24 protein-coding genes and 1 riboswitch are annotated in these 22,745 nt (G+C 41.0%); of the genes, 11 read left to right on the top strand and 13 right to left on the bottom strand.

Annotated features, from left to right (window positions below):
- Positions 1-93: 93 nt before the first annotated feature.
- Positions 94-1,980 (top strand): ribosomal protection-like ABC-F family protein, encoded by a 1,887-nt coding sequence (gene abc-f, locus K7887_RS17320; protein WP_223490854.1) that lies wholly within the window; start codon positions 94-96, stop codon positions 1,978-1,980.
- Between the two features lie 70 nt (positions 1,981-2,050).
- Here the strand turns inward: abc-f and metK are convergent, their stop codons facing one another.
- The gene (gene metK / locus K7887_RS17325; RefSeq protein WP_223490856.1) at positions 2,051-3,250 is read right to left on the bottom strand and encodes a methionine adenosyltransferase; all 1,200 of its coding nucleotides are present in this window, start codon (positions 3,248-3,250) and stop codon (positions 2,051-2,053) included.
- A 177-nt stretch (positions 3,251-3,427) separates the two neighbouring features.
- A riboswitch (SAM riboswitch) is annotated at positions 3,428-3,595 on the bottom strand.
- Positions 3,596-4,003: 408 nt separating this feature from the next.
- Between metK and pckA the strand changes: the two genes are divergently transcribed.
- Positions 4,004-5,590, top strand: coding sequence for a phosphoenolpyruvate carboxykinase (ATP) (gene pckA, locus K7887_RS17330; protein WP_223493687.1), 1,587 nt, complete (start codon positions 4,004-4,006; stop codon positions 5,588-5,590).
- A gap of 516 nt (positions 5,591-6,106) precedes the next feature.
- Here the strand turns inward: pckA and K7887_RS17335 are convergent.
- Positions 6,107-6,877, bottom strand: coding sequence for an alpha/beta hydrolase family protein (locus K7887_RS17335; RefSeq protein ID WP_223493688.1), 771 nt, complete (start codon positions 6,875-6,877; stop codon positions 6,107-6,109).
- A 123-nt stretch (positions 6,878-7,000) separates the two neighbouring features.
- On the opposite strand from K7887_RS17335, the gene K7887_RS17340 reads away from it, so the two are divergent.
- Genes K7887_RS17340 through K7887_RS17350 form a run of 3 tightly spaced genes read left to right on the top strand, consistent with a single transcriptional unit; the run spans position 7,001 to position 9,571 of the window.
- Entirely contained in the window at positions 7,001-7,996 is a 996-nt protein-coding gene (locus K7887_RS17340; protein ID WP_223490858.1) for an ABC transporter substrate-binding protein, read from the top strand.
- Positions 7,997-8,007: 11 nt separating this feature from the next.
- Positions 8,008-8,787 carry an ABC transporter ATP-binding protein gene (locus tag K7887_RS17345; RefSeq protein WP_223490861.1) on the top strand — a complete coding sequence of 260 codons (780 nt, stop codon included), beginning with the start codon at positions 8,008-8,010 and terminating at the stop codon, positions 8,785-8,787.
- Positions 8,765-9,571 (top strand): ABC transporter permease, encoded by an 807-nt coding sequence (locus K7887_RS17350; RefSeq protein WP_223490863.1) that lies wholly within the window; start codon positions 8,765-8,767, stop codon positions 9,569-9,571. Before K7887_RS17345 ends, K7887_RS17350 begins: the two co-directional genes overlap by 23 nt.
- A gap of 17 nt (positions 9,572-9,588) precedes the next feature.
- On the opposite strand, the gene ytkD is transcribed toward K7887_RS17350, so the two are convergent.
- The 3 genes from ytkD to K7887_RS17365 all read right to left on the bottom strand — a co-directional run bounded on the left by ytkD (position 9,589) and on the right by K7887_RS17365 (position 10,958).
- A complete protein-coding gene (gene ytkD / locus K7887_RS17355) occupies positions 9,589-10,062 on the bottom strand; it encodes an RNA deprotection pyrophosphohydrolase (RefSeq protein WP_223490865.1) in 474 nt (157 codons plus the stop codon).
- 104 nt (positions 10,063-10,166) lie between these two features.
- Positions 10,167-10,487 (bottom strand): hydrolase, encoded by a 321-nt coding sequence (locus K7887_RS17360; RefSeq protein ID WP_223490866.1) that lies wholly within the window; start codon positions 10,485-10,487, stop codon positions 10,167-10,169.
- Between the two features lie 72 nt (positions 10,488-10,559).
- Positions 10,560-10,958, bottom strand: coding sequence for a phage holin family protein (locus K7887_RS17365; RefSeq protein WP_223490868.1), 399 nt, complete (start codon positions 10,956-10,958; stop codon positions 10,560-10,562).
- Positions 10,959-11,105: 147 nt separating this feature from the next.
- Here K7887_RS17365 and K7887_RS17370 point away from each other — a divergent pair, with 147 nt between their 5' ends.
- A complete protein-coding gene (locus K7887_RS17370) occupies positions 11,106-11,342 on the top strand; it encodes a DUF6154 family protein (RefSeq protein ID WP_223490869.1) in 237 nt (78 codons plus the stop codon).
- 64 nt (positions 11,343-11,406) lie between these two features.
- On the opposite strand, the gene K7887_RS17375 is transcribed toward K7887_RS17370, so the two are convergent.
- Positions 11,407-11,847, bottom strand: a complete 441-nt coding sequence (locus K7887_RS17375) for a Dps family protein (protein ID WP_223490871.1) — start codon at positions 11,845-11,847, stop codon at positions 11,407-11,409.
- 166 nt (positions 11,848-12,013) lie between these two features.
- Here K7887_RS17375 and ytzI point away from each other — a divergent pair, with 166 nt between their 5' ends.
- Positions 12,014-12,169: a YtzI protein gene (gene ytzI, locus K7887_RS17380; protein WP_223490872.1), complete on the top strand. Its 156-nt coding sequence runs from the start codon at positions 12,014-12,016 to the stop codon at positions 12,167-12,169.
- 124 nt (positions 12,170-12,293) lie between these two features.
- Here ytzI and K7887_RS17385 read toward each other — a convergent pair whose 3' ends face one another.
- Together K7887_RS17385 and K7887_RS17390 are read right to left on the bottom strand one after the other, a co-directional pair.
- On the bottom strand, positions 12,294-13,292 hold the full coding sequence (locus K7887_RS17385) for a TIGR03943 family putative permease subunit (protein ID WP_223490873.1): 999 nt from the start codon (positions 13,290-13,292) through the stop codon (positions 12,294-12,296).
- Between the two features lie 18 nt (positions 13,293-13,310).
- Positions 13,311-14,321: a permease gene (locus tag K7887_RS17390; RefSeq protein ID WP_223490874.1), complete on the bottom strand. Its 1,011-nt coding sequence runs from the start codon at positions 14,319-14,321 to the stop codon at positions 13,311-13,313.
- A 225-nt stretch (positions 14,322-14,546) separates the two neighbouring features.
- On the opposite strand from K7887_RS17390, the gene K7887_RS17395 reads away from it, so the two are divergent.
- Entirely contained in the window at positions 14,547-15,722 is a 1,176-nt protein-coding gene (locus tag K7887_RS17395; RefSeq protein WP_223490875.1) for an FAD-dependent oxidoreductase, read from the top strand.
- 53 nt (positions 15,723-15,775) lie between these two features.
- On the opposite strand, the gene K7887_RS17400 is transcribed toward K7887_RS17395, so the two are convergent.
- The 3 genes from K7887_RS17400 to K7887_RS17410 form a co-directional block, all read right to left on the bottom strand.
- Complete coding sequence (locus K7887_RS17400) at positions 15,776-17,164, bottom strand: MATE family efflux transporter (protein ID WP_223490876.1); 1,389 nt, start codon at positions 17,162-17,164, stop codon at positions 15,776-15,778.
- Between the two features lie 13 nt (positions 17,165-17,177).
- Positions 17,178-17,483, bottom strand: a complete 306-nt coding sequence (locus K7887_RS17405) for a metal-sensing transcriptional repressor (protein WP_223490877.1) — start codon at positions 17,481-17,483, stop codon at positions 17,178-17,180.
- 80 nt (positions 17,484-17,563) lie between these two features.
- The gene (locus K7887_RS17410) at positions 17,564-18,037 is read right to left on the bottom strand and encodes an S-ribosylhomocysteine lyase (RefSeq protein WP_010195244.1); all 474 of its coding nucleotides are present in this window, start codon (positions 18,035-18,037) and stop codon (positions 17,564-17,566) included.
- A gap of 140 nt (positions 18,038-18,177) precedes the next feature.
- On the opposite strand from K7887_RS17410, the gene yidD reads away from it, so the two are divergent.
- Entirely contained in the window at positions 18,178-18,405 is a 228-nt protein-coding gene (gene yidD / locus K7887_RS17415; RefSeq protein WP_223490878.1) for a membrane protein insertion efficiency factor YidD, read from the top strand.
- Here yidD and K7887_RS17420 read toward each other — a convergent pair.
- Positions 18,402-18,968, bottom strand: a complete 567-nt coding sequence (locus K7887_RS17420; protein ID WP_223490880.1) for a beta-class carbonic anhydrase — start codon at positions 18,966-18,968, stop codon at positions 18,402-18,404. The genes yidD and K7887_RS17420 overlap by 4 nt on opposite strands.
- A 169-nt stretch (positions 18,969-19,137) precedes the next feature.
- Between K7887_RS17420 and K7887_RS17425 the strand changes: the two genes are divergently transcribed.
- Both K7887_RS17425 and K7887_RS17430 read left to right on the top strand, forming a co-directional pair.
- On the top strand, positions 19,138-20,322 hold the full coding sequence (locus tag K7887_RS17425; protein ID WP_223490881.1) for a GTP-binding protein: 1,185 nt from the start codon (positions 19,138-19,140) through the stop codon (positions 20,320-20,322).
- 93 nt (positions 20,323-20,415) lie between these two features.
- Positions 20,416-21,651 carry a metal ABC transporter solute-binding protein, Zn/Mn family gene (locus tag K7887_RS17430; protein WP_223490883.1) on the top strand — a complete coding sequence of 412 codons (1,236 nt, stop codon included), beginning with the start codon at positions 20,416-20,418 and terminating at the stop codon, positions 21,649-21,651.
- A 79-nt stretch (positions 21,652-21,730) separates the two neighbouring features.
- Here K7887_RS17430 and K7887_RS17435 read toward each other — a convergent pair whose 3' ends face one another.
- Positions 21,731-22,696 (bottom strand): CobW family GTP-binding protein, encoded by a 966-nt coding sequence (locus tag K7887_RS17435; protein WP_223490885.1) that lies wholly within the window; start codon positions 22,694-22,696, stop codon positions 21,731-21,733.
- Between the last annotated feature and the right edge of the window lie 49 nt (positions 22,697-22,745).

Raw genomic sequence — 22,745 nt, forward strand, 5'->3', positions numbered from 1 at the left:
TACACTTGTGACTAGATAAAAACCATGGGAAAGAAGGCTTCTTCTTACTCATGGTTTTTTTGTGCGTTTAAATTCTGAAGGAGTGAACAAAACATGATGATATGTACATTAAATAATATAAGTAAAAGCTTTGCAGGCACGACGATTTTTGAGAATGTTTCCATGGAAATTCAGGCAAACGACCGCATTGGACTTGTTGGTAGAAACGGAAGTGGCAAGACGACAATGTTTCAACTGATCAGTGGGTTGGAAGCACCTGATAAAGGAGCTATTCATATAAAAAAGGGCGCTAAAATTGGATACCTTGCTCAAATCCCCTCCTACTCTGAGGGGACAACAGGAGAAGATGTCTTGCTTTTGGCTTTCAAGGAAACTGTGGAACTGCAACAAAAGCTTCGGGCATTAGAAAACCAAATGGCGGAGGTTGCTGAAGAAGACCACTTAAACAAGATTATGCAGGAATACGGCGTATTGCAAGAACGCTTCGGTTTTATGGGAGGTTACGAAATGGATGCCTCCATTCAGCGGATTGCAAACGGCCTGAAAATTACACATCTGCTCCCTCAGCCCTTCTCAAGCTTGAGTGGCGGAGAGCAAACAAAGATATGCTTAGGGTTTATCCTGTTACAAAACCCGGATGTTTTATTGCTTGATGAACCGACCAACCATCTTGATATCTTTTCTGTAGAGTGGCTGGAGCAATATCTTAAAGATTATGATGGGACAGTTGTTGCCATCTCCCATGACCGCTATTTCCTTGATGAAGTAGCAACAAAGATAATTGATTTAGAGGACGGGGAGATTTACACTTACCACACCAATTACAGTGGTTTCCTTAAGGAAAAAGAAGAACGTCTGCTGTTGGAATTCTCGGCCTATCAAGAACAGCAGAAAAAAATGAAAAAGATGAAAGAAGCAATCAAACGTTTGAAAGAATGGGCGAATCAGAGCAATCCGCCCAATGCTGCCATGCACCGCCGCGCGAAAAGCATGGAAAAAGCATTAAATAGAATGGAAAAGTTAAAACGTCCTATTCTTGAAAGAAAGGCAATGGGCCTTCAATTTGATGCCACAGATCGCAGTGGAAAAAATGTTGTCATAATGGAAAAGGTAAGTAAAGCTTTTGGTACGAAAACTCTTTTCCAAGACATTGATCTTGCGGTTTATTTTAGAGAACGGGCTGCCATTGTTGGTCAGAATGGTACGGGGAAATCTACTCTGTTAAAGATTTTACTTGGAGAACTAGACGTGGATAGTGGTTTAGTGAAACTTGGCAGTAATGCAAAAGTCGGCTATCTTTCTCAGCACATCAAGGCCAGTAACCCAAAACAAACATTAATAGAAGCTTTCCGTGAGGACATTTCCATCACCTTGGAACAAGCAAGACATGTATTAGCAAAATTCTTATTCTATGGACCTGCTGTATTCAAGAAGGTGGAAAATTTAAGCGGCGGCGAAAAAATGCGCTTGCGTCTGGCACAGCTCATGCACCAAGACATCAATCTGCTAATATTAGATGAGCCGACAAACCACCTGGACATAGATTCCCGCGAAGTGCTAGAAGAAGCATTGGAGGAGTTCGACGGCACCATCCTCGCTGTCTCCCATGACCGGTACTTCTTAAATAAGTATTTTGAGAAAACATGCTGGTTAGAAGATGGGGAGATCGTTACCTTTGAAGGGAACTATCAGTATGCGCGGGAGAAGCGGGAGGAATTGGAGAGGAAAAAGGTTGTGGAACTACCTGAAATCACCAAAATTGAGCAAAAGAAAAAGCACTTGGTTTATGAAGCGAGCGAAAAAAGATGCTACGAAGAATTTGAAAAGCAATTAGAAGATTTGGAAACAGAGATAGTTAAGTTGGAAACTCTGATGAACAATGAAGAGGATTTACTTACACTTCAAAGGCTGCAAGATGAACTAACCGTCTTAGAAACAGAAAGAGACTCTTTATATATAAAATTAGAAGAAATCCTTTAGAATTAAAAACCGCCTAAGAATAGAGCTCTCAAAGAGCCTCATTCTCGGGCGGTTTTCTTTATTAACTATATTAAGCGTTCGCTTGTTCTTTCAAAGCATCTGCTTTGTCTGTTTGCTCCCAAGGAAGATCCAGATCATTACGTCCGAAGTGGCCGTAAGCTGCAGTTTGCTTGTAGATAGGACGACGAAGGTCTAGCATTTTGATGATTCCTGCTGGACGAAGGTCGAAGTTATTGCGAACCAATTCAACTAATTTTTCTTCAGAAACTTTACCAGTTCCGAAAGTATCAACTGCGATGGATACCGGTTGTGCAACACCGATCGCGTAAGCCAATTGAACTTCACACTTGTCAGCAAGTCCGCTTGCTACGATGTTTTTAGCCACATAACGTGCAGCATATGCACCAGAGCGGTCTACTTTCGTTGCATCTTTACCGGAGAATGCTCCACCACCGTGGCGAGCGTATCCACCGTAAGTATCAACGATGATCTTACGTCCTGTAAGACCCGCATCCCCTTGTGGTCCACCGATTACGAAACGGCCAGTCGGGTTGATGAAGTATTTTGTGTTCTCGTCGATCAATTCAGCAGGAACTACCGGCTTGATTACGTATTCCTTGATGTTGCGTTGGATACGCTCCAAGGAAACCTCTGGGTGATGTTGAGTTGAAATTACGATTGTATCAATACGAACTGGTTGGTCGTTCTCATCATATTCCACTGTCACTTGCGTTTTACCGTCTGGACGTAAGTAAGGAAGAACCTCATCTTTTCTCACTTCTGTTAAACGGCGAGAAAGCTTGTGCGCCAGTGAAATAGGTAATGGCATTAATTCTTTTGTTTCATTACAAGCATATCCGAACATTAGACCTTGGTCTCCAGCTCCGATTGCTTCGATTTCTGCATCTGACATTTGACCTTCGCGAGCTTCTAACGCTTGGTCAACACCCATTGCGATGTCAGCAGACTGCTCATCGATGGAAGTAAGTACCGCACAAGTTTCCGCATCAAAACCGTACTTTGCACGAGTATAACCGATGCCTTGGATTGTTTCACGAACAATTTTAGGAATATCTACATAAGTGGAAGTTGTAATTTCTCCAGCTACCAATACCAATCCAGTAGTAACGGATGTTTCACACGCTACACGTGCATTCGGATCATTTGTTAGGATTGCATCCAGGATAGAATCGGAAATTTGGTCACAAATTTTATCCGGATGGCCTTCCGTTACGGACTCAGAAGTAAATAAACGACGTTGTTTAGTCATTAAAAAAAGTTCCTCCTTTTTGTTTATGAAAAGCGTTTGACTTCTCTTCACGTACAGCAGTTATATTTGATACGGATCTCAGTTCCTATTGTGATGTTCTATGTTATCTTGTGTAAAAATAGAAAAAACCTTCCCACAAAATTGAGGAAAGGTTTGATGTCGAGAATTAGCCTTTCACTCTTATCGGTCAAGGTCATAGCCTTGCTCAGGTTTAGCACCTTTTCTCAAGCGACCAATAACATTGGCCTAATACAAAACAGCGGCGTGCTTTTTCGCGCTCGCTCATCCTTTGAGCAGGTTGCTGGGTTTCATAGGGCCTGTCCCTCCACCAGCTCGGAATAAGAGTATCCGTTCAAGGTTCTATATTAGCGTACTAAAACCTTTCATGTCAACAAAAAAGAGAAATAATTCGACATCAATTTACAGGAAATAATTACTTCCTTTTATGTAGATCTTTTATCTTGAAAAATCTCATTATCATTTTCTTTTACTTCTGGTTGGCAAGGTTTATAATGGGAGAGGACATTTGGTGAAAATTTTAGTGGACAAGCTTAGAAATGACAACGCTTTCAATCAGTTAATCTAATGCTATTCCACTTGGATAAGCCTCTTTTTCACAAAATGTTAACGAATTCCTATAAATTTTCATAAAATAAGCTAATTAGTATGGACTATTAAGTTAAATGTGTTATACTTTTTAACAGATGAGAAAATAAATAAGCAAATTATATAATCAAAGGAGAGTTATCCATGATGAAAACGGTTGGGATTGATAATGGGTTAACAAAATTAATTTACGGAAGCAACACGCATGTTCAACTGTCTGTTCCTCAATTGGTAGAAAAGATATTAAACCGTAACGAAGGCTGCCTGACCTCAACTGGTGCAGTACTCGCAACGACTGGCAAATACACGGGTCGCTCCCCTAAAGATAAATTTATTGTAGAAGAAGAAATCAGCAAAGATAAAATTGACTGGGGTACCGTCAACGCGCCTATCTCTGAAGAAGTATTTGATCGCCTATATAACAAAGTTCTCACATACTTAGAAAACAAAGAAGAAGTATTTGTATTCAAAGGCTTCGCTGGCGCCGATGAAAAATATCAATTGCCAATCCAAGTAATCAACGAATTCGCATGGCACAACCTTTTTGCACAACAGTTATTTATTAAGCCAAATGAAGAGCAATTGGCAAAACATGAAACCGCATTCAGCATTGTTTCTGCTCCGAATTTCAAAGCAGATCCTGTCATAGACGGAACAAATTCAGAAGCATTCATCATTATTTCCTTCAGCAAACGCATTGTTCTGATCGGTGGTACAGAATATGCCGGAGAAATGAAAAAGTCCATTTTCTCTGTAATGAATTATCTTCTTCCGGAAAACGGAATTATGCCAATGCACTGCTCGGCAAACGTAGGACGCGAAGGCGATGTAGCATTATTCTTCGGTCTTTCCGGTACAGGTAAAACAACGCTATCTGCTGACCCGAACCGTAAACTTATCGGAGACGACGAGCACGGCTGGTCTAACACAGGCGTATTTAACATTGAAGGCGGATGCTATGCTAAATGCATCGGTCTGACTCGTGAAAAAGAACCGCAAATCTTTGACGCAATCCGTTTTGGCTCAGTCCTTGAAAATGTGGTCATTGATGGTCAATCAAGAATTGCTGACTATGAAAACTCCACGTTAACAGAAAATACACGTGCAGCTTACTCATTGGATGCAATGGACAATATCGTTCAACCAAGCATTGCCGGTCACCCAAATACCATCGTCTTTTTAACAGCCGATGCAACTGGCGTATTGCCTCCAATCTCTAAGCTATCAAAAGAACAGGCAATGTTCCACTTCCTAAGTGGTTACACAAGTAAACTTGCAGGCACAGAGCGTGGAATCACATCACCACAAGCAACTTTCTCTACTTGCTTTGGTTCACCATTCCTGCCGCTTCCTGCTACTACTTATGCGGAGATGCTTGGCAAGAAAATTGATGAGCACAACGTACAGGTTTACCTTGTTAACACAGGCTGGACTGGCGGGGAGTATGGCGTTGGAAGCCGCATGAAGCTTTCTTACACAAGAGCTATGGTACAGGCGGCACTTGAAGGCGACCTGACAAATGTGGAAGTAGAAACCGATCCATACTTCGGCGTTTCCATTCCAGTACATGTTCCAGGTGTACCTGACGAAGTGTTACAACCGAAGAAAACATGGCATAACGAAGAAAAATACGACCAGTTTGCTCGCGAGCTCGCAGGAAAGTTCAAAGCGAACTTCAAGAAGTTTGAAAATGTACCTGCGGAAGTCCTTGAGTTGGGCGGACCTACGGTATAATAATTATAAATGTTTTAGGCCAACCAAGGCTTTGAGAGACTTGGTTGGCCTTCTAGTTTATGGGGGGACGTTTAGAAGAACCCCCTATATGACTGTTTTCATGTTTTTAGTGGGGGTTCGGGCGTATAGAGCTGTCCTATTTAACCGTTTCCCTCTTTCTCTTGGGTGTTCGGGCATATAGAGCCGTTCTATTTGACTGTTTCCCTCTTTCTCATCGGCGTTCGGGCGTATAGAGCCGTTCTATTTGACCGTTTCCTTCTTTCTCATCGGCGTTCGGGCGTATAGAGCCGTTCTATTTGACCGTTTCCTTCTTTCTCATCGGCGTTCGGGCGTATAGGATGTTCCCTCTACAACCGTTTTCCCTTTCCACACCGCGTTTCGGGCGTTGAGAAGCTCCCTCTACTACCGTTTTCCCTTTCCACACCGCGTTTCGGGCGTTGAGAAGCTCCCTCTACTACCGTTTTCCCTTTCCACACCGCGTTTCGGGCGTTGAGAAGCTCCCTCTCCCCCTATCAGTCACTGTTCCTTCATCCATCTTGTCAACCGCGCCACTATCCTCCGATTCTCCTGCGGAGGAAAATAATGCGTGTACTCCGAATAATACCACGCTTCCACCTTCTTCCCCATCTCCTTTGCACACTTTTCCAACCTATAAGAATGCTCAATAGAAACGTTCTTATCCTGCTCCCCATGAATAATCAATATTGGTGCATCCAGCCGCTCAAGCTCCAACAGAGGTGTCCGCCATTCATATCGCTCAGGATATTTATTCGGAGTCCCACCTATTACCCGTTTCATCATACGTCGCAAGTCCACTCTCTCCTCGTAAGTCAAAAACATATCAGACACTCCGCCCCAGGATACAACCGAACACACTTCAGGAAATTCAATTCCTGTCATCAAAGCCATCACACCGCCACGAGAGAAACCGAACACATGAATACGATCAGCTTTCACTTTTTCATGGCCCGCTAACAACTTAAAAGCAGAAAACGCATCCTCCCTGTCATCCCCAGCAAAGTCCTCATTTCCCTCTCCGCCTTGATTGCCACGGTAAAATGGCGCCATCACCACAAAGCCTTCTGAAGCAAATTGAACGATGCGGCCAACACGAACCTGTCCGACATTTTTAATGCCGCCTCTTAAATATAGAAATCCATCATACTCCCCTTCCGCTTTCGGTTCTGCCATCAAACCCTTTACCTTTAGGCCGCTGCTATAATAGGTGACCGTAAAGACATTGATATGCGGACTAGGTGATGGATATGGAGTTTTTTCAACAATCATCCCGTCTTGCAAAATATTGCCCCCTTTTGACGCACTAGGCATTCACACATATTTAGCCCAAATCATACGCTAATCTATAAAAACATACAAAGCATATGCCCACAATTTCTGAGGAGGTAGAACATGAAAGGTTTACGTTTAACGTTAAGTATTTTATTATCTTTTGCTTTAATTGCTGCCCTTGCAGCTTGCGGTGGAGGCAAAACAGAGAAGGTCCGGATTGCAGAAGTTACCCGCTCTATTTTTTATGCTCCCCAATATGTTGCGATTGAAAAAGGATTTTTTGAAGAAGAAGGCTTGGAGGTTGAATTAACGACCACTTGGGGCGGAGACAAAACGATGACCACCTTATTGGCTGATGGTGCAGATGTGGCATTGGTGGGATCTGAGACGTCCATCTATGTGTATGCGCAAGGCTCCAATGACCCGATCATCAACTTTGCCCAACTAACCCAAACAGATGGAACTTTTTTAGTGTCCAGAGAAAAGCTTGATAATTTTGCGTGGGATGATTTAAAAGGCAGTACATTCCTGGGCCAGCGTAAAGGCGGCATGCCTCAAATGGCAGGGGAATTCGTCCTCAAAAAACACGGCATTGACCCACAAAATGATTTGAACCTCATCCAAAACGTTGACTTTGCCAACATCCCTAGTGCTTTCGCTTCCGGCACAGGTGAATTCGTTCAGCTATTTGAACCACAAGCAAGTATTTTTGAAGCGGAAGGCATCGGATATATCGTCGCTTCCTTTGGGGAAGAGTCGGGTCATCTGCCATATACGACCTTTATGGCGAAAGAAAGCTATCTAAAAGAGAACCCTGAGACAGCAGAGAAATTCACCCGTGCGCTTTATAAAGCTCAACAATGGGTCGAAAATAACCCGGCATCTGAGACTGCCAAAGTCATTCTCCCGTATTTCGAGGATACATCGGTAGAGTTGATCGCAACCGTTATTGACCGCTATAAGAGTCAAGGTTCTTTCGCCACTGACCCTATCCTGGATCAAGAAGAGTGGGATAACCTACAAAACATCATGGATACAGCCGGGGAACTTCCACAATACGTGGAATACGATACGTTAGTAAATACAACCATTGCAGAAGAGGTAATGGAAGAATAGGATGATGAACGATGAGTTTATTATCAATCAATAATATAGAACACATCTATTTTACACCGGAACGGGCTACAAAGGTGCTTGAAGACATCTCCATCACTATCGAGGAAGGGGAATTCATCTCCTTTCTCGGCCCTAGCGGCTGTGGGAAGACGACACTTCTGTCGATCATTGCAGGCCTCCTTAAACCAACAGAGGGGTCTGTACTTTTAGGCGGCAGGCCTTCCAAGGACTGCGTAGCGGACATCGGCTATATGCTGCAGCAGGATTATCTTTTCCCATGGAAGACCATTGAGGAGAATGTACTGCTGGGGTTGAATATCGCCAACAAACGGTCAAAACCAAATATAGACAAAACCTTGCAACTCTTAAAAGACATGGGACTGCCGGATGTTGAAAAGTTGTATCCACCTCAGTTATCAGGTGGAATGAGGCAACGTGCAGCACTTGTCCGAACGCTTGCCACCGACCCTCAGCTCCTTCTTCTCGACGAACCATTTTCAGCACTGGACTATCAGACAAAGCTAAAGCTTGAGGATTTAGTCTTTACCACACTCAAATCATTTAAAAAAACCGCGCTGCTCGTCACCCATGATATCGGTGAAGCGATAGCAATGAGTGACCGAATCTTTCTGTTAAAAGCGAATCCTGGTCGATTGGCGAAAACGTTTATAGTCCCGGAAGAATTAAAAAACATGATCCCATTTGAAGCAAGGCAGCATCCGGATTTCTCCTCCTTGTTCCAAAAGATTTGGAAGGAGTTGGAGCAACTTGAACAAGAAAGCGAACATTGATCTCCTTCATCAAGGATATTTAAAACAGCGTAAAAAGGTGACCTATCAGGTAAGACTGTATCAGTTGATTATCTTCATCGTCTTTTTTTCCTCTTGGGAAATTGCCGGAAAAAACAGCTGGATCAATCCATTGCTGTTCAGTTATCCAAGTCGAATCTGGAATCTGTTCATGGAGAAAATAAAAGATGGTACGCTGCTTTCCAATATCAGCATCACCGTTACCGAAACCATCTTCGGGTTTATTCTGGGGACACTCATCGGTACCATCATGGCTGCCATCCTTTGGTGGTCGCCGATGATTTCCAGAGTGCTTGAGCCATATCTAGTCATTCTGAATGCCATGCCTAAAGTCGCACTTGGCCCTATTTTAATTGTTGCCATTGGCCCTAATATGGGATCGATTATCACAATGGGAGCCATCATTTCTGTTATCATCACAACCATCGTCGTTTATACCGCCTTTAAAGAAGTGGATGATAACTATCTAAAAGTACTGAGGACCTTCGGAGCAACCCGCAGGCAGCTTTTTCAGCAAGCAGTCCTCCCAGCGTCCTACCCTACTATTATTTCCACACTTAAGGTGAACGTTGGTTTGGCTTGGGTCGGAGTCATTGTCGGAGAATTTCTGGTCAGCTCCAAAGGACTAGGCTATATGATTATTTATGGGTTTCAAGTATTCAATTTCACCCTCGTCCTATTGAGCTTATTGATTATCGCAGTGTTTGCGACAATCATGTATCAACTAGTAGAGTACCTTGAAAAAAAACTTGTTAAACATTCGTAAAAATAAAGAGCAACCCCTTAAATGGAGTTGCTCCTCTTTATTTTATCGAGACAATGTGTCAGTACATCATCTTTCATAATGAAACTATATCGATTATCTTTTCTTATGTTTGCTGGTATCTCCTTCATGAGGACAGGCCCATTGGTTTCAAAATATGTAGACTGCTTTTCCAACTTATCGATTACGGCAAAATAAACATTCTTAATAATGACTTTTTCTCTTCCATCCACTTTATACTGACCTATGTATTTCAACTGGGACACATGTCCACCTGTTTCTTCCTTTACTTCCCTGATTGCACCTTGATCGGCAGTTTCCCCGTCTTCCACTTTTCCCCCTGGAAACTCCATTCCCCTGTTCTTATGACTTGTCAACAGCCACTGATCTTGGTAACGGCAAATTACCCAGACGTGTTTGGGGTCTCGAGAAAAAGGATGGTCTTCAAAGGATAACATCACTCGGTTGTTATAAATATCTTCAAACTCATACATACTATCGAAACTCCAATATCTCTTTTTTCTTATTTATCTTATCATAGTAGCATCGAAAATGTGAGAGTCAAGTACCCCATTTAGACCATCATTTCTAAAAAAAATTATTCAATAATATCATCCATAAGCCCCTGATCTTTAATATGGGCCTTTGTTGCTTCATCACCAAGCTCATAGATCATCTTGAACGCCTGCTGCAATCCGTTATCATAGGCATCATTCTCGCGGTCATAATGATATTGAACAAACGGGATATGAGCCCGCCAAAAACCCTGCCAATCTGAAGAATAATTCTGATCAAATATTTCCCTTAATTGCGTTATTTCATCATCTGTTGCCTGTATTTGATAATCCCAAGAAGATGCTGTACTAACTTGTGAGATTGAACCCTCTGCCAGTGAAATGTAGTATGTTTTACGCTCCATGTATCTTCACCCTTTCCAGTATCTTCTCTTATTTTCACACAAAATCGCTGCTTTATTCTTTAGTTTCTGTTGTTACGGATCCGCCTTTTTCTTAATGGCATCTATTACTTTCTTCAAAATGTTAGGTATCGGCACACCAATGCGTGATGCATTTTCCATAATGGAAATGAATTCATTGACCAAATAAAATAAAATCGTAACGTCTTTTATCAAATTAGTACCTAAAATAATGTCCAACACATGCGCGATGCTGACCAATGCGAAAATAAATACCTTTTGTGCGATCCCCTTAAAACCCACTCGACTTGACAATCGCTTTTCCACATACGCAGCCATGATTCCTGTTACATAATCTACGACGACAAACATAATTAAAAACATCAATAGTGAGCTGAAGCCTCCATACAAAAACGAAGCCATGGAGCCCACAAATGATACAGACCCAAGATAGATTAAGTTGTACTTGTCCATGACAAATCCCCCTACACACTCATTTTTTTCTATATTGCATTGTATGCAAATTGCTAACTTCCCGTTACGAATTAGTAGAGTTTTGTGTATGAACTTATTAAATTTGAGGAAACTAATCATTATTTTACTAGAGGAGATAGAAGTGATATGAAATCATTTGAGACGTTCGTAAACAAATATCATAAAAAATGGATCAGAGATGATGAGGATATTGATGCAGTGGCGTATTCGATCGTTAACAGTTTCACACGGGAGCAATGTATCGATCTTATAGCGGAATTATCAGATGAAGATCTTCATCAAGTGGTTGCGGAATTGGTGATGGAACAGGTGAAGGAATTATTGATAAGCGGAGATAACGGGGACCAGGGACTGCTTCATTGACTTTCCTCATTAATAAAGCCTGATGCAAGGACTCCGTACAAGTCCTAGCACCAGGCTATTTGTTTTATTTACCTAAGAATGCATGCAACATCCAGTTGTGTTTCTCCACGCTCTGGTGGATCGCAAGAAGCATGTCCCCAGTGGTTTCATCTCCCACTTGGTCCGCAATCTCCATGCCTTCTTTTAACTCTTCTATCAGCGTTGAAAAGTCACTTGCAATGGATTGTACCATCTGTTCTGCCGTTTCTTTCCCTTCAGCTTCATGGATGGTGGCTATCTCCAAGATCTCTTTCATCGTTCCAACTGGAGTTCCCTCAATTGCTAATAGTCGCTCTGCCAATTCATCAATATGTGTGGCAGCCTCCCCGTACAACTCTTCAAACTTTTCATGAAGTGTGAAGAATTCCGGCCCTTTAACAAACCAATGATAATTATGTAACTTAATAAAAAGAACACTCCAGTTTGCTACTTGCTTATTTACTACATCTGTTAATTGATTAGACATTTTGTTCATTTACCTCCTTCAAATATAACAACATCTATATAGGTTTTTTACCCCTTATAGCGTCCCCCTAAACAATGGACTTATGCCTAAACAAAAGCTTTTTATAAGATAGAATATTAGTGATAAACTGTATATAATGATTTTCTTTAAGGAGGTATACAACAACATGATGACCATCTTAATCATCTGCATCATCATCGTATTAGTCGTGCTTTTCCTAACCCTACTCTCCACCAACAAAGCCTACAAATACGAACACACCATAGACCCAATCGACCCAACCAAAAACGAAACGGACCCTGCTGAAGAGGAGAAGAAATAAAAAAGTTAAAAAAATTTAAAAAAGGGGTCAGACCCCTAAAGGTATTTTGCATTAAATGTCGAAACCCCCTGAGCGCTTAGCTCAGGGGGTTAATTTAAATTCACTATCATTGTTTGTATGTCGGTTAGTAGTATTCGTAGATGTAAGGTGAATCTGGTTGTTCTACTTTTTCAAGTGTATCTACTTCAACATATGGAAGCGTCCAGTTGTTGTATTGGGTGGTGGTCAGTGTTCCACTCACTTTCACCCAGTCATCATTCTGAAGGTCTCCTCCCCCGCTCATAGTGGACAATGTCCCATAAACACTGGCATCCGCTACACAGCAAGACAATCCAAAACGTGCGACAACAAACTGATTCTCTGTAAAGTCTGCTTCTCGGTATACAAATCCAACCATTTCTATTTTCTTGCCGACAAATTCATCAATGCTCATATCAATGATGTTCATCATCGGAATATACCTTTCATCATCCACGACAATAGTATCCATCTCAAGCATTTCGGCCTTCAGTTCTTCATAATATCCTTCTGGAGGTTCCTGTAGTTCAAACCCTTCCGGATGTTCTAATGGTGCATCCGCTAACTGTTCATCAATGGTAGGTTCCCCATTCTCCTGATCTTCCATATACCCTTCAGGATCATCCAAGTAAGCTTCCGCCCTGGATGTTTCAGATTCCCCACTTGCGCCGTCAGCACCACCAGATGGCCCATCAAATGCACCCGCCTGCTCACGTTGTTCCACAATCACCTTAGAATTCGTAAATCCGCGCTTATCGATAATTGAGCTGTCCAAAATATTATCTGGGAACATGAAACCTGTCACAACAGGCAACACAAACATCGAATAAATCAATATAGATTGAATGGGAGTAGAAGACTCCCCGTGGTCAAATCCACAATTACACACTAATTCGTCCTTATTTTTGGATCCGCTGCGCCAAATCTGCACAATTCCAAGAATAAACAAAGTTCCTGCTGCAAAATACATGAACGGCATCATCCGCGGAGCAATGAAATTTGTGATATCCCCTGTGGCCAGAAGTTTAAAAAACAAGAGAGTAAATCCTAGCAATATGATTCCACGCAAGTAAATGTGGAACCCATAATCACGATTGCTTTCCATCAATTATCATCCTCTCTCCTACAGCACAAGCTGCTGGAAAATAAGTATGGCGGCGAACACAACAATCGTCACAACTGCCATAAATACAAGTACAAATTTTGTACGGAAATAAGCAAAAAGCATAAAAGTATTTTTTAAATCTAGCATAGGTCCATATACCATGAATGCTAACAACGATCCGACTGTAAAGGTTGAGCCAAATGATGCGGCAACAAAGGCATCTGCTTCAGAACATAGAGAAAGCACAAATGCAAAAGCCATCATGACTGCTGGAGATAATACCTCATTTTGACCAAGCGCCATCAATACACTGCGGTCAAGGAATGTCTGGAATAAACTCGCAATAAACGCACCGGCGATCAAGTATTTCCCCATGTCAAAAAACTCATCGCTAGCATGGTAAAATGTTGCTTTCCATTTGTTCTGCTGAAGTACCGGCTGCTCAAGCTCTAAGTCTTGTCTTCCTTGCAACTCACTTTTCGTCCAGCGAAGCTGATTTTTATTATCAAAAAGCAATAACATCAAAAATCCAATAACAATACACAAAATAAAGGCAAGTCCGAATCTACCGTATAAAATGGTAGGGTCCCCGTTGAATGCAAAGTATGTAGAAGCTACAACCACCGGGTTAAGAATAGGTGCACCTACAAGCAAGACTACTCCTACGTGAAGCGGCATCCCTTTTTTAATTAATCTACGAACAACCGGAATAATCGCACATTCACAGATTGGTAGAATGACCCCAAGTAACGCTGCCGGAATAATGGCACCAATGGGACTCTTAGGTAAGTATTTTTTTATTTTTTCCTCTGAAACAAATGTTTGAATCAACGCAGAGGCGAATACACCAAGTAAAATAAACGGTATGGCTTCAATGACGATACTAAGGAAAATTGTATTTACATTCAGCCATGAGCTTGGAATATCAAGAGAGATCTCCTTGAAATCTATAAAAAAGAATAGGTATAGGAAAACCCCAATCAAAGCAAGCCCGATTAAATCTTTCAAAAGACTACTGCTTTTCCTCATTCTTCTACTCCTATCATATTTTCTATTTTGTATTATAACATATCAAACTTTTAAAACTTTATCTTTGTTACTAGCAATATATGTCTAATCTATTAACAGTATGATAGAAATGTTTGGAAAGCTTTTTCGTGTTTCTGCTTCTTGATTCCTCCTGCACATTCCTATACTATATGTAATATCTATAATCGTAATGATTACTATTTGCAAGAAAGAGGAGTGTTCACTATGCATCAATGGGTTATCATCGGTGGTGGCATCCAAGGTTTAACCGTTGCCACGTTTTTGCTTAAAAAGAATAAAACTACCATCAACCAATTAAGAATAGTTGATCCAAATCACAAGCCATTGGAAAATTGGAAAAGGTGTACCTCCACTATTTCCATGCCATACTTGAGATCGCCCTCTGTACATCATTTAGATACAGATCCATTTAGTTTGCAGTCTTTTTCCAAGAAAGAACCAAACTATCAATCAAACAATGATTTTTACGGAAGATATAAAAGACCTTCCTTACATATGTTTAATGATCATTGTGATCACCTGGTTGATGAATTGGAAATCCTGCAAGCTTATGTCACATCAAAGGTTAGTCATATAGAAAAGCATGATGGGTATTGGATAGTGGACCTTGAAAATGGAGAAAAATTAAAATCGGAAAAAGTCGTGATAGCCATCGGAATCAGTGAGCAGTTGCACCTCCCAGAATGGGCAAAAAATTTAAAACAGACCAATCCTAACTCATTATTCCATGTGTTTGACAAGGATCTTCCGAGCTTTGAAAAAATGAATGCCCCGTTTGTAGTGGTGGGTGGTGGAATTACCGCCACTCATCTAGCAATCAAACTGGCTTCTTTGTTCCCTGGTGAAGTAACCATGCTAAAACGCCATCCATTCAGGGTTCATGATTTTGACAGTAATCCTGAATGGCTTGGTCCTAAAAAACGGCAGCCTTTTGTCAAAATGAAAGACTATGAAAAAAGACGCGATGCCATAAGGTCAGCAAGGCATAAAGGCTCCATCCCATCGGAATTACGGAACAGACTCAGCCATCTAGTTCGAACAGAGAAATTAATTATTAAAGATGGAATGGTAACAGAATATCAAGTCCGTCCTAAGGAAGTACAACTTTCACTTGATACAGGAGAATTTGTAAAAGCTGGCTCCATCCTTATGGCAACTGGTTTTGAACAGAACCTTCCTGGCAAGGACTGGCTAGAACCTGTCATCAAACAAGAAAAGCTTCCATGTGCCAAGTGCGGTTATCCCATTGTTAACCACATGTTAGAATGGGCACCAAACCTCTATGTGAGTGGAGCACTAGCAGAACTTGAAGTTGGCCCAATTGCCCGAAATATATCAGGAGCAAGAGTAGCAGCGTCCATCATTTCATCAGCAAATTAAAACAGAACAAGGAGTATAAACTAACTTGTCTATACTCCCTTTTGTTCGAGCTATCAGTTTACAGCCTTTTGGGTGAATTCTTCTACTTCCTTGGACTGTAATTTCATCCAACTATTATTCTTGTATTTTAAACCCAATAAAACAGCTCTAAATAGATTATCCAGACCAATGGCAATCCAAACACCCGCTATTCCTAAACCAATATAAATACCGAGAAGATAGACCCCTACTGTTCGAATCAACCATATTCCAATGGCAGTTACATACATTGGGAATCTAGTATTTTCACCCCCATGGAAAACTCCCGTCAATATTAAGACAACAGCAAGAATAGGTTGGATAAAGGCATCTATTTGAAGAGCAATGGTAATCTGTTGTATAACTTGTATATCTTTAGTGAAAAAGCCAGCTGCCCATTCAGCTAAGAAAAATAACATCAAACCTAGAATCGTCATCGCACCGACACCAATCAGAACGCAAAAATCCGCATACTTTTTTGCCCCTGCCAAATCATTGGCACCAAGCCTTTGTCCTACCAAGGTAGTAGCGGCAGTTGCAAAACCATAGCCGATCATATATGAAAATATTTCAATGTTCCCTGCTATCTGGTGTGCTGCAAATGTATTGGTCCCTAAAGCTACTATCATTCCAAAGTAACGGACCTGACCGATTCTCATTACAAGCCTTTCGCCTGCTGCAGGAGTGCCTAACGCCAGCAACTGATACTGGACTTCTTTATCAGGGCGCCAATAAGACAGACTGAACTTCATATCGTTTGATCTTCCTAAATACCACAACAGACCGGCAACTCCCACCAACCTTGCAATCAAAGTGGCATATGCTGCCCCTTCCAAACCAAGTGCTGGAACAAAGAACCAACCAAAAATTAGAATGTAGTCCAAAGCAATGTTTAGTAGATTAATAAAAATACTTATTTTCATTGGTGATTTAGTATCACCAGCTCCTCTTAAAATACTGCTGAGGACAAACATTAACGAAATAAATACAGATGGCACTGCCACAATCCTAAAATAACTGGCTGCAGGAGTGAGGACTTCCTCTGAGACTCCCATTAACTTTAATAGTGACTCAGCAAATAAAAGTGAAATCAAGCCAAATAATATACCTATTATAACCGCAAGCAGGATGGATTGTTGCGCTACCTTTCCTGCTTTTTTGTCATTACCTGCCCCTGTATTTTTTGCGATAAAGACGTTTGCTGCCACCCCGATAGACATGAATACCGCAAAATAAACTGCAAGGATTGCATTTGTAACTCCTACAGCAGATACCTCAATCAAACCTAATTGGGAAACAAATAATGTATCCACAAATCCTAAGATCGTCTGAAAAAAATTATCGATAACTGCAGGAATGGAAAGTAGAAGAATCGTTTTTACTATCTGCCTGTTCGTTTCTGATGAATGCAATGGCTTTGTCATGTTTCCCCCTATTTTATCTAATGAATTTGTCAATCGCCTCATTCAATTTTTCTACTACTTTTTCATCCCCTTCCTTAATTGCTTCTACCACACAGCCTTCAAGGTGGTCTTTAAGGATCAGCTTCCCGCAATTGTCTAATGCCGATCTAATTGCAGCTATTTGGATCAAAAGATCACCACAATCTCTTTCATTACTCGCCATCTCTTTTACCGAACGGACATGACCTTCAATTCTTGCCAGCCTGTTCACTATACTTTTGCGATGCTTATGGTGGTCTCCCACTTTACCGCCACCTTCCATAAATAATACTTCTATCATAACCCCCCCTAGGGGATATTTTAAAGAAAAAAATTCCAAAAAAAACCCAGAGTATAGGAACTCTGGGTTTTACCATTATTTTATCCAAAAACTTTTTTCAAATCTTCTTTATCCTGCTCTAACCAGAACTTCATCAATCGTTTTGCACCTTCGAGATCATGAAGCTTTGCTTGACCGCACTGTTTTTCATTGGAAGCCGGAATCTCTTCCACTTGGATACCATCTTTTAATGTGTCTTCCATTAAGTCTACAATTTCATCTACTGTCGGCTCGCCGCTTACCACTAGGTAGTAGCCAGTTTGGCAGCCCATTGGAGATATATCGATGATATCAAAATGGCTGTATTTTTCCGCATGTGTACGGATGTTGAATGCCAATAAGTGCTCTAGAGTATGAATAGCGTCCGGCTTCATCGCCTGTTTGTTTGGTTGGCAAAAACGAATATCATATTTATTAACAACACCGTCTGTTCCTACCTTGTGAACTCCACAATGACGAACATAAGGAGCTTTAACCGCATTATGATCTAGTTCAAAACTTTCTACTGAAGGCATAATTGCACTCTCCCTTTATTTAAAAGTTAAATACAGTATAACACAGATTCAATTCCAATTAAATTCATCTGATTTATACGAATTTAATAAATTTTTGGTTTCCCAAACTTTCGATTATAATTTACTTGAGGTGACAGTAAATGAAACATGTCTTATTATCCATTATACGTTTTTATCGAAAATTCATATCCCCATTAACCCCGCCAACCTGCCGATTTTATCCGACATGCTCCCATTATGGCATGGAGGCAATCGGACGTTTTGGAGCTATCAAGGGCGGTTGGCTTACAATAAAGAGAATTCTTAAATGCCATCCTTTCCATCCAGGCGGCATCGATCATGTCCCGGAAAAGAAAGAAAAGAATTAATTTTGCTCATATCCATTTACAACAAGATCTAATTTACCTGTGTGCGGATCAATGACCAATCCATGCACAGGTACCCCGTCTGGCATAAGTGGATGGTTTGCAATCATATCTACACTCTCACGAACGCTTTCCTCCACGCTATCGAACCCTTTTAAGAAGCCTTTTACATCAATGCCTGCATATTTCAAGTCATCAATTGTTTCTTTCGTTACTCCCCTTGCTTCCATCTTTTCACGCATGCCTACCGGATTGATTTTGCCCATTCCGCAATCGTGATGGCCAACAACCAATACTTCATCTGCATTAAGTTCAAATACTGCAACCAAGATACTTCTCATGATACTTCCAAATGGATGAGATACAATCGCTCCGGCATTTTTTACAATTTTCATATCGCCATGTTTCAGGTTCATCGCCTTTGGTAACAAGTCCATCAGCCTTGTATCCATGCATGATAACACCACTAATTTCTTGTCAGGAAATTTGGTGGTCTGGTATTGAATATACTCCTCTTTTTCAACAAAACCCGTATTATGTTCTAAAATTTCATCCAGTAATTTCATCTGTTTTACCCTCTTTCTGAATAATAATTTAGATTCCCTTCTTTCAATATGACAAACTCAAACCAAAATGACAATAAAAATAGCTTGTTTTCTTGCTAAGTTTTTAGTACTATTCAATATGTAAATCGTAAAGATTACGCTTTAAACGAGAAAGGAAGTTAATATTTTTATGAAAAAGAAAATACCTGTAACAGTACTAAGCGGTTACCTTGGTGCCGGAAAAACAACATTGTTGAACCATATTTTATCAAATAGAGAAGGTTTGAAGATTGCTGTAATTGTAAACGATATGAGTGAAGTGAATGTCGATGCCGCACTTATCCAGCAAGGCGGATTTTCCAGAACCGAAGAAAAGTTGGTAGAAATGCAGAATGGCTGCATTTGTTGCACCTTGCGTGATGATTTAATGAAGGAAGTAGAGCGTCTAGTAGACGAAGGCAACATCGACTACATCGTTATCGAATCCTCCGGAATAAGTGAGCCAATACCTGTTGCCCAAACTTTTACTTACTTAGATGAAGAATTTGATATTGATCTCACTGAAAAGTGCCGCTTAGATGCGATGATTACTGTGGTTGATGGGTTCCGCTTCTATGACGACTATCAATCCGGCGAAAGTCTCTTAGATCGTAAACAGGGAACAGACGAATCGGATATCCGTGAGATTTCTGATCTACTAATCGACCAAATTGAATTCGCTGACATTCTTTTATTAAATAAAACTGATTTACTAGAACCAGAAAATGTAGTGGAATTAGAGGCACTATTGAAGAAATTGAATCCTGATGCAAAAATAATCCAAACGGTAAACAGCCAAGTAGAGTTGGAAGCCATTTTGAACACAGGATTGTTCGATTTTGAAAAAGCGAGCCAAGCAGCGGGTTGGATCAAGGAATTGAACGAAGAGCACATCCCTGAAACAGAGGAATATGGAATATCTTCCTTCGTTTATCGTCGCAGAAAGCCATTTCATCCTGAGAGATTTAAAGCTTGGCTAGATAATTGGCCTAACGAGATTGTCCGTGCCAAAGGATTCTTCTGGCTTGCTTCAAGAAATGATATGGCTGGTTTGATTTCCCAAGCTGGTGCATCTATTATGATTCAAGGTGCAGGTGAATGGGTTGCAAGCTACAGCGAAGAGGAGAAAAGACAAACATTAGAAGAAGAACCAGAATTATTGGAAAGATGGGACGAAACTTATGGAGACAGAATGACAGAACTTGTTTTTATCGGCATTGAAATGGAACAAAAACAGATTGAACGCTCACTAGACACCTGTCTTCTTACTGAAAAAGAAATGAATGAGGACTGGTCCAAGCTTGCTGATCCTGTTCCCGCTTTTATCATAGAGTAATTGTAAAAATTTTATAACATTAATCTTTTTGGTTCTCAAATCGTAACAGTTACGATATAATGTGTGAGGATATATAAACGAGAGGAGAAAACAATGAAAACTAAATCTATTTTTATCGCAATGATGTTAGTAGTTTTTACATTCCTTGTTGGATGTAATTCAGATAATCAGGCTTCTGACGGCAGTGAAAAGTTGACTGTCTATACGACCATCTTCCCTTTGGAGGACTTCACAAAGAAAATTGGAGGGGATCATGTTGATGTGAAATCTGTCTTTCCTGCTGGTGCAGATGCACATACTTTTGAGCCATCTACCAAAACAATGAGTGAAATGGCTTCTGCCGATGCTTTCATTTATACAGGTGTTGGCGTTGAAGGCTTTGCGGATAAAGCCAAAGAAGTCCTAGGAAACGAGGACGTAAAGATTGTTGGAGCTGCAGAAGGAATTGAGCTACGACCAGAGGGTGGAGAATCTGAACACGAAGAACACGGGGATGAGCACTCCGACGAAGCTCATGACGAAGAGCACGGTGATGAGCATTCCGACGAAGCTCATGATGAAGAGCACGGTGATGAGCACTCCGACGAAGCTCATGACGAAGAACACGGTGATGAACACTCCGACGAAGCTCATGACGAAGAGCACGGTGATGAACACTCCGACGAAGCTCATGACGAAGAACACGGTGATGAACACTCCGACGAAGCTCATGACGAAGAACACGGTGATGAGCACTCCGACGAAGCTCATGATGAAGAGCACGGCGATGAGCATGCAGAAGATGGACATGAAGGACATGACCATTCTAATGGAGATCCACACGTGTGGTTAGACCCTACTCTTTCTATCACACTTGCTGAAAATGTGAAAAATGCACTTGTTGAATTAAAACCAGAAGCAAAAGAAGATTTTGAAGCAAACTTTGAAACAGTGAAAGCTGACTTAGAAAAATTAGATACAGAATTCAAAGAAACAGTAGATAGCGCGAAAACAAATAAGATATTAGTTTCCCATGCAGCATACGGTTACTGGGAGAACCGTTATGGATTGGAGCAAATCAGCGTAACTGGTTTATCTCCAACTCAAGAGCCTTCACAGAAACAACTGACTGAAATTATTAACACCGCAAAAGAAAATGAAATCCAATATGTTATTTTTGATCAGAACATCAGCGGAAAGATTGCTGAAGTGGTGAAAAATGAAATCAAAGCAGAGGCTCTAGTCCTGCATAACCTAGAGGCAGCAACAGAAGAAGACGTAGAAAATGAAGAAGATTACTTCAGCTTGATGCGTCAAAACTTAGAAACGTTGAAGAAGGCGTTGAATTAAATAGAAATGGAAAGAGGCAGCCGTTGTTGGGCTGCCTCTTTTTTTGAATTTCCGTATTCGCTTAAGAAACAGCCCTTCCCTACTCTCCTCTTCCTCTCAACGCCTCACAAAACCCTTCCACTTTCTTATCATCAATATCTTTTCCTATCAGAATAATGGAAGGCTCTACGTCGATTTTCTCGACTCTGTTCAACACCAAAGTGGAAGCAGCATACTGAAACTCGTACAAGCCTGGAGTTTCATCAAGCCGCACAATCCCCTTGGACCTTACCACCTGTTTAGAAAGTTTCTTCAATTGTTTCTCTAATACCACTCGATTTACAGGCTCGAAAAACGCGACTTTCACTGCTTCAATGTGGTGGTGATGGTGGTGATGGTGGTGATGACTATCATGGCCATGTCCATCCCCTTCCACTCTCACTTCTCTCATTTGCATTCTCTTTTCCAAAAGAATCTCCAGTGGAACCTCCCCATAACTCGTCCGGTAGACAGGAATGTGATCCTCTAACTCATCAGCAAGCTTGGACTCCACTTTAATCAACTCTTTTTCGGAGACAAGATCCATTTTATTCAACACCAACAAATGGGCAGATGTGACTTGCTCCTTCAACAGGCCTCGTATTTCTTTGGAACTGTTGAAAAAGCTTTGATACTCCAGATAATGACTTGCATCTACAAGACTGATCATGGACTGCAATTCAAAATGTTCCATGTACGTGGGGGTCAACAAGACATCTTTAATTTCAAGTGGATTGGCGACACCAGTTCCTTCAATAATTAGGACGTCCACCTTTTCACCCACATATTGATCTAGCGTGGATTTCAAATCAACTTGAATGGTACAGCAGATGCATCCATTCAGAAGCTCCACCACCCTCTCTCCCTGAAAAAGGTGATTTTCCACATTTTCATCACCAAGTTCATTTAGAATGATTCCGGGCTTTAATCCTTCATTTTTAAAATGTTCTAGCATATGTAAAAGCACGGTTGTTTTGCCGCTCCCTAAAAATCCGCTTATAACGTAAACTGGTACCTTTTTTGACATTTTATTAGCACTCCTAACGTTTCTTCTTCTTATAATCCTAATACCCATT

This window comes from Sutcliffiella horikoshii (genome assembly GCF_019931755.1).
Taxonomy (GTDB): Bacteria; Bacillota; Bacilli; order Bacillales; family Bacillaceae_I; genus Sutcliffiella_A; species Sutcliffiella_A horikoshii_E.

What these genes read in the sequence shown, in the direction of transcription:
- abc-f (WP_223490854.1), top strand. Translation starts at nt 94, where the DNA reads ATGATGATATGTACATTAAATAATATAAGTAAAAGCTTTGCAGGCACG.
- metK (WP_223490856.1), bottom strand. Translation starts at nt 3,250, where the DNA reads ATGACTAAACAACGTCGTTTATTTACTTCTGAGTCCGTAACGGAAGGC.
- pckA (WP_223493687.1), top strand. Translation starts at nt 4,004, where the DNA reads ATGAAAACGGTTGGGATTGATAATGGGTTAACAAAATTAATTTACGGA.
- K7887_RS17335 (WP_223493688.1), bottom strand. Translation starts at nt 6,877, where the DNA reads ATGATTGTTGAAAAAACTCCATATCCATCACCTAGTCCGCATATCAAT.
- K7887_RS17340 (WP_223490858.1), top strand. Translation starts at nt 7,001, where the DNA reads ATGAAAGGTTTACGTTTAACGTTAAGTATTTTATTATCTTTTGCTTTA.
- K7887_RS17345 (WP_223490861.1), top strand. Translation starts at nt 8,008, where the DNA reads ATGAGTTTATTATCAATCAATAATATAGAACACATCTATTTTACACCG.
- ytkD (WP_223490865.1), bottom strand. Translation starts at nt 10,062, where the DNA reads ATGTATGAGTTTGAAGATATTTATAACAACCGAGTGATGTTATCCTTT.
- K7887_RS17360 (WP_223490866.1), bottom strand. Translation starts at nt 10,487, where the DNA reads ATGGAGCGTAAAACATACTACATTTCACTGGCAGAGGGTTCAATCTCA.
- K7887_RS17365 (WP_223490868.1), bottom strand. Translation starts at nt 10,958, where the DNA reads ATGGACAAGTACAACTTAATCTATCTTGGGTCTGTATCATTTGTGGGC.
- K7887_RS17370 (WP_223490869.1), top strand. Translation starts at nt 11,106, where the DNA reads ATGAAATCATTTGAGACGTTCGTAAACAAATATCATAAAAAATGGATC.
- K7887_RS17375 (WP_223490871.1), bottom strand. Translation starts at nt 11,847, where the DNA reads ATGTCTAATCAATTAACAGATGTAGTAAATAAGCAAGTAGCAAACTGG.
- ytzI (WP_223490872.1), top strand. Translation starts at nt 12,014, where the DNA reads ATGATGACCATCTTAATCATCTGCATCATCATCGTATTAGTCGTGCTT.
- K7887_RS17385 (WP_223490873.1), bottom strand. Translation starts at nt 13,292, where the DNA reads ATGGAAAGCAATCGTGATTATGGGTTCCACATTTACTTGCGTGGAATC.
- K7887_RS17390 (WP_223490874.1), bottom strand. Translation starts at nt 14,321, where the DNA reads ATGAGGAAAAGCAGTAGTCTTTTGAAAGATTTAATCGGGCTTGCTTTG.
- K7887_RS17395 (WP_223490875.1), top strand. Translation starts at nt 14,547, where the DNA reads ATGCATCAATGGGTTATCATCGGTGGTGGCATCCAAGGTTTAACCGTT.
- K7887_RS17400 (WP_223490876.1), bottom strand. Translation starts at nt 17,164, where the DNA reads ATGACAAAGCCATTGCATTCATCAGAAACGAACAGGCAGATAGTAAAA.
- K7887_RS17405 (WP_223490877.1), bottom strand. Translation starts at nt 17,483, where the DNA reads ATGATAGAAGTATTATTTATGGAAGGTGGCGGTAAAGTGGGAGACCAC.
- K7887_RS17410 (WP_010195244.1), bottom strand. Translation starts at nt 18,037, where the DNA reads ATGCCTTCAGTAGAAAGTTTTGAACTAGATCATAATGCGGTTAAAGCT.
- yidD (WP_223490878.1), top strand. Translation starts at nt 18,178, where the DNA reads ATGAAACATGTCTTATTATCCATTATACGTTTTTATCGAAAATTCATA.
- K7887_RS17420 (WP_223490880.1), bottom strand. Translation starts at nt 18,968, where the DNA reads ATGAAATTACTGGATGAAATTTTAGAACATAATACGGGTTTTGTTGAA.
- K7887_RS17425 (WP_223490881.1), top strand. Translation starts at nt 19,138, where the DNA reads ATGAAAAAGAAAATACCTGTAACAGTACTAAGCGGTTACCTTGGTGCC.
- K7887_RS17430 (WP_223490883.1), top strand. Translation starts at nt 20,416, where the DNA reads ATGAAAACTAAATCTATTTTTATCGCAATGATGTTAGTAGTTTTTACA.
- K7887_RS17435 (WP_223490885.1), bottom strand. Translation starts at nt 22,696, where the DNA reads ATGTCAAAAAAGGTACCAGTTTACGTTATAAGCGGATTTTTAGGGAGC.